This window comes from Dietzia timorensis (genome assembly GCF_020742175.1).
Taxonomy (GTDB): domain Bacteria; phylum Actinomycetota; class Actinomycetes; order Mycobacteriales; family Mycobacteriaceae; genus Dietzia; species Dietzia timorensis_A.
Genome location: NZ_DYXM01000129.1, coordinates 1 through 5,428, shown reverse-complemented (window position 1 = coordinate 5,428; position 5,428 = coordinate 1). Strand labels below are relative to the sequence as shown.

Annotated in this window: 5 protein-coding genes; 2 read left to right on the top strand and 3 right to left on the bottom strand. The window is 63.4% G+C overall.

The window, feature by feature from the left end; genetic code table 11:
• Positions 1 to 161 precede the first annotated feature (161 nt).
• Positions 162 to 2,090, bottom strand: a complete 1,929-nt coding sequence (gene asnB, locus K8V11_RS07085) for an asparagine synthase (glutamine-hydrolyzing) (RefSeq protein WP_303912054.1) — start codon at positions 2,088 to 2,090, stop codon at positions 162 to 164.
• A 335-nt stretch (positions 2,091 to 2,425) separates the two neighbouring features.
• On the opposite strand from asnB, the gene K8V11_RS07080 reads away from it, so the two are divergent.
• Both K8V11_RS07080 and K8V11_RS07075 read left to right on the top strand, forming a co-directional pair.
• Entirely contained in the window at positions 2,426 to 3,484 is a 1,059-nt protein-coding gene (locus K8V11_RS07080; protein WP_303912056.1) for a cytochrome c oxidase subunit II, read from the top strand.
• A gap of 31 nt (positions 3,485 to 3,515) precedes the next feature.
• Positions 3,516 to 3,932 carry a cytochrome c oxidase subunit 4 gene (locus tag K8V11_RS07075; RefSeq protein WP_303912052.1) on the top strand — a complete coding sequence of 139 codons (417 nt, stop codon included), beginning with the start codon at positions 3,516 to 3,518 and terminating at the stop codon, positions 3,930 to 3,932.
• Between the two features lie 148 nt (positions 3,933 to 4,080).
• Here K8V11_RS07075 and K8V11_RS07070 read toward each other — a convergent pair whose 3' ends face one another.
• Entirely contained in the window at positions 4,081 to 4,869 is a 789-nt protein-coding gene (locus tag K8V11_RS07070; protein ID WP_303912050.1) for a thioesterase family protein, read from the bottom strand.
• 36 nt (positions 4,870 to 4,905) lie between these two features.
• Positions 4,906 to 5,428, bottom strand: a 523-nt coding sequence (locus K8V11_RS07065) for a GNAT family N-acetyltransferase (RefSeq protein ID WP_303912048.1), incomplete at its 5' end; no start/stop codon positions are given.

Sequence of the window (5,428 nt, the reverse complement as noted above, 5' to 3'; positions counted from 1 at the left end):
GGCCTACGGCGAGGACGCTGCGCAGGAACTCGCAGAGCTGCTGCCGGCCTAGCCGATCCGGCACCTCCGCCGTCATAGGCGGTAACCAGGGGCATACGTACAAAGGTCCCGCCTCCCGAAAGGGGAGGCGGGACCTTTGTACGTGCCGGGTTGCGGCGACGCTAGAGGCGGACGGGGTAGTCCTTGCGCTCGATATTCGGGGTGATCCGCTTTTCGACGAAAATGCCGTGCCAGATCATGAAACAGAGCATGGTCCAGATGCGGCGGCTGTGGTCGCTGGTGCCCATGCGGTGCTCGTCGAGCATCGCAAGGACCGCCTGCTTGTCGACGAGCTCGTCGGTCTGCGATTCGGCGATGATGCCGCGCGCCCAATCATGCAGCTCCGGCCCGGCGAGCCAGTGGCGCGTCGGCACGGGGAAGCCGAGCTTGCGACGCTCGAGCACGTGCGGCGGGACGATGTCGGCGATCGCGCGGCGCAGGGCGTACTTCGTGGTGCCGTGCGAGATCTTCTCGGTATGCGGCAGCGTGCGCGCCACCTCGAAGACCTCCTTGTCGAGGAACGGCACGCGCAGCTCCAGCGAGTTCGCCATGGTGATTTTGTCTGCCTTGACGAGAATGTCGCCGCGCAGCCACGTGAACAGGTCGAGGTGCTGCATCCGTGCGACCGGATCCCAGCCCTCGGAGAGGCGGTAGATCGGCGCGGTCACGTCCTGGTGGCCCCACTCGGGCCGGTAGTCGCGAAGCACGGATTCGACCTGCGACTCGCTGAACGAGCGAGCGTTGCCGTAGTAACGGTCCTCGAGACGCTGGGAGCCGCGGTGCAGCAGCGACTTGCCGCGCATCCCCTCGGGCAGCTTCGCCGAGAGCTTGCCAAGGTAGGGGCGAAGCGAGCCCGGCACCTTCTCGAACGGCGCGAGCGAGAGCGGCTCCTTGTAGATCGTGTAGCCGCCGAACAGCTCGTCGGCGCCTTCCCCGGACAGCACGACCTTGACGTGCTTGCGTGCCTCGCGGGCGACGAAATACAGCGGGACGAGCGCCGGATCGGCGACGGGCTCGTCGAGGTACCAGATGATCTCCGGGATCGCCGCCGCGAATTCCTCGGGGGAGACGACCTTGACCACGTGCTCCACGCCGATCGCCGCGGCCGACTCCGCGGCGACGTCGATCTCCGAATAGCCTTGCCGCTCGAAGCCGGTGGTAAAGGTCATCAACTTCTCGTTGTGACGGCGGGCGAGCGCGGCGATCACGGTGGAGTCGATGCCACCGGAGAGGAAGGACCCTACGGTCACGTCGGCGCGCATGTGCTTGGCTACCGAATCCTCCAGCGCGTTCGTGATCCGACGGTATGCGGGCTCGCCGGTGTTGTTGGCCAGCTGTGCCGGCACCTCGAAGCTCGGATGGAAGTAGCGGACGAACTCGCCCTTCTCCCCGGGGCGGAAGAAGGCGTAGGTGCCGGACTCGAGGCGGCGGATGCCCTTGTTGAGGGTTTCGTCCTCGGGCACGTACTGCAGAGTCACGTAGTGCTGCAGCGCCCGCGTGTCGATCGACGTGTCGACGCCTGCGATGCCCGCGAGTTCGGCAACCGACTTCTTCTCCGAACCGACGACGGTGGCGTCAGGGCCCTCGGCGATGTACATCGGCTTGATGCCGAAGAAATCGCGCGCGACGAACAGCGTCCGCTCGACGGTGTCCCAGATGGCGATGCCGAACATTCCGCGCAGGCGCCCCACGACCTCCGGGCCCCAATGATGGAAACCGACGACGATCGGTTCGCCGTCCCCCTCGGTGGCGAACTCGGCGCCGAACTCGGCGACGAGCTGTTCGCGAAGTTCGATGTAGTTATAGATCTCGCCGTTGAAGACGAGCGTGTAGCGCTCCGGTGACTCCGGTGGCCCCCAGCGCAGCGGCTGGTGCGAGTGGTTGATGTCGATGATCGACAGGCGATTGAAACCGAAGACGAGATCGGCGGTTCCCTGCGTGCCTACCTCGTCCGGGCCGCGGTGGTGCATGCATTCCATAGCCGCCAACACCGCGTCATTGTGTGTTGTGGCCTCGCCGCGGTGGCTCAGTAGTCCGATCAGTCCGCACATAGAGTGAGCATTCCTTGCCGAATTGGGGATAGGACCGCTCCCCGGGATGCGTCGAGCGTCAACCCTGGGCGCGTGTGTTTACTCCGGTATCCTACGTAGTCGGAGTGCAACCGAACGGTAGCGCCCGGCCGAGCAGTGCAGACCGCGACCGATTGGGGGTCGAATTCTGAGAATCGCACCCCCCAAGGCATGGAATCTAAGAGCGTTCCGATACTCTTCTTAGGTGTAGCGACGATGGGTGTCGCGTGCACTAGCGGAGCCGTAAAGAGGAAGGCTAGATGGTGGATCAGCGTGGCGAGCGCCGATGGGCGCACAGGGGTGCTTTTGCCGGTTTAATGGGCATCCTTGGGCTCGTTCTTTCCGGCTGCAGCTTGCATACGGATAACAAGTGGTGGAACCAGACCATCAACTTCGGTTTCCCGACGGGCATTACGCCCGAGGGCACTGCGGTTCGCGAGTTCTGGACTCTGACTGTCATCGCATCGCTCGTCGTCGGTGTCATCGTCTGGGCGCTCATGTTCTATCCGATGATTTTCCATCGGAAGAAGAAGGGCGACAACGAGTTCCCACGCCAGACGCAGTACAACGTTCCGCTGGAGTTGATCTACACGATCCTCCCGTTCGTCATCATCTCTGTGCTCTTCTACGGCACCGTGGTCACGCAAAACAAGGTGCTCGACCTGGCTCCGGAGGATGAGGTGGGTGTACGCGTCGACGTCACCGCCTACCAGTGGAACTGGAAGTTCGGTTACAACAAGGTTGATGTCGATGGTGCGTCGATCGAAGACGGCACCGACTATGAGGCACTCGCCGAGGCCGAGGCAGCCGGCACGCGCAGCCCCGAGGAGCAGGAAGCCGAAGGGCTCGAAGGCCCCGCCGCCTCCGGTCCGGTCCACGGCCGCCTCCCGAACGACAAGTCGTACCTCGAGTACAACAACATGGAGACAGTCGGCACGTCCGAAGAGGTTCCGGTACTCGTCGTCCCGACGAATACTCGGATCGAATTCCGTCTCGCTTCGGCGGACGTGATCCACTCGTTCTGGGTACCGGAATTCGTCTACAAGCTCGACGTTATGCCGGCTCCCGGCCAGAACCAGCAACTCAACAAGTTCCAGGTCGAGCAAATCGACCGTGAGGGCGCGTTCGTCGGCCGCTGTGCGGAAATGTGTGGCACCTACCATGCGATGATGAACTTCGAGCTCCGCGCGGTTTCCGAGGCGGACTTCGCCGAATACATCAACTTCCGCGAGGACAACCCGCTTGCCACGAACGCCGAGGCGCTCGAGCACATCGGTCAGGAGCCGTACGCGACGTCCACCGAGCCGTTCAAGACCGGCCGTGCGGATACCCGCGAGCAGGCGAACACCATCGACAATAACGCGGCCGCGAACTAACGCAGGGCACGAGAAGAGTTAAGGATCTGACATGCATGCAGCAATGCGCGTCTTCGATGGCCTCACCTTGTTTATGGGGATCTTGGCCGTTGCGTATATCGTTCTGACCCACCAGTCCCGCCTCAACATCGAGTGGGCAGGTGGCACAGCACTCGTGCTGTCAACGCTGCTGTGCCTCCTCATCGCCGGCTACCTGCACTTCGTCAACGCGCGAATCAGCACGCTGCCCGAGGATTACGAGGACGCCGAGGTTTCCGACGGCGCCGGTGAGCTCGGCTTCTTCTCGCCGGGCTCGATCTGGCCGTTCACCGTCGCAGCCGTGGTCGTCACCGTTGCAATGGGCCTTGCCTTCACCAACTGGTGGATCGTCTCGGTTGGTGCCCTCGTTCTGGTGGCCGCCGTCTGCGGCCTCGTGTTCCAGTACTACTGGGGTCCGGAGACGCACTAGCAGCGGCCTCGACAATCCTCCGCGCCCACATCGGCGCAAGCACGCGAAGTGCCCGGCGAGTTTCTCGCCGGGCACTTCATTATTTACCTATGACGTCGGAGGTGCCGAATATAGCCTGGCCTCCCACCGACTCTCGTCTGCCCGAGTGCTAGCGAAAGAGGAGGCTCTGCGTCCCCGTGCCAAAGACACCGCGACGGTCGTGCAGCGTTGTCGAGGTCAGTCCGCAGCCCGCGGGCGCCACGGACGTGCGGGATTCGAGGCCGATCCGTTCTCCCTCGGGCTCGCGCAAGAATGCCACGTGCAACGTGCAATTGATCCCCGCGTGATGGAAAGGATCGATGGGGACATGTACCCCGCTGCCCGAATCGGCAGTCAGCATTGCGAGTTCGGTGCCCGTGATCGGTTCGCCCTCGACCAGAGGGATGAGCGGCCGGATCCAGGCACTGCGTGGCTCATTCGGCGGATTCTCCTCGTCAGGGGCCTGTAGCCACTCAACGGCGGACAGGTAGCCTCTCGTATAGGCGCCTGGCATCACCTCTCTGCCGACGCCGTCCCCGTCACTTTGCGATATGGATTCCGGGAGCTTTGCGTTGGGCCCGATATACGGCACATCGTCGGGAGCCTTCAGCACCCGCCACGCGCGAGCCGCAAGCACTACTTTGTCGCCGGCGCGAATCTCTCCTGAGAGCAGCTCGACCTGCCTCCCGGGCTTGTCCACGCGAACACTCACTTCGAGAGGACTGATGGGAACGGGGGAGAGGATATCGACGGAGATCGAGGCAATGCGCTTGTCGCCGATATCTCCATAACGAGAGAATTCTCGAGCGAGAAGGGCCGACGGCGGCCCCGCATGCTGCGCTTCGGGCCCCCACGGTCCGGCGGTTTGCGTGCCGCTTTCGAACCGTCCGTCGGCGAGGTGCTGGTAGAACGACTCCATAGTTCCTCCACCCGGTCGACTGTTGTTGGAGCCACCCTACCCCGCAAATTCCAGCGGCAGGCGCATGAATACGCGATCCTCCGAGCGAGGTAACCCAGCCCGCCGCTCGGCAGTGAGTACATCGGCTGCCCAATGTGCTTCGCTGGGCGGCGTGAACGTGGCGAACCCCTCCGAGGCGTAGAACGGCCCATTGAAGGCGATTGAGCGGTACGTGCGCAGCGTCAGGGATGTTATGCCTGCCCGCGTCGCCATAACCGCGGCGTTCCGCAAGAGGCGCCGGCCGAGTCCTTGGCGCATCGACCGGCGCCGAACGGCGAGAACGTCGACGTACGCAGTGGCGCCGCCAAAGTAGCGGATGTCGATGAACCCATCGAGCTCTTCTTTAAGCGAACCCGTATCGTTTTGGGCCACGAGCACGAGACCGTCATGACCCTGGCGTGTGGAACCCGGGGGAGCGGGGTCCCATCTAGTGGGGCGCAAGGTGTCGATGAGCAAACGATCGGCATCGTTTTCAATCGTTTCGAGTTGTGCGAACTCCTCGTCTCTGATTGGGCGGATC

What these genes read in the sequence shown, in the direction of transcription:
- asnB (WP_303912054.1), bottom strand. Translation starts at nt 2,090, where the DNA reads ATGTGCGGACTGATCGGACTACTGAGCCACCGCGGCGAGGCCACAACA.
- K8V11_RS07080 (WP_303912056.1), top strand. Translation starts at nt 2,426, where the DNA reads ATGGGCATCCTTGGGCTCGTTCTTTCCGGCTGCAGCTTGCATACGGAT.
- K8V11_RS07075 (WP_303912052.1), top strand. Translation starts at nt 3,516, where the DNA reads ATGCATGCAGCAATGCGCGTCTTCGATGGCCTCACCTTGTTTATGGGG.
- K8V11_RS07070 (WP_303912050.1), bottom strand. Translation starts at nt 4,869, where the DNA reads ATGGAGTCGTTCTACCAGCACCTCGCCGACGGACGGTTCGAAAGCGGC.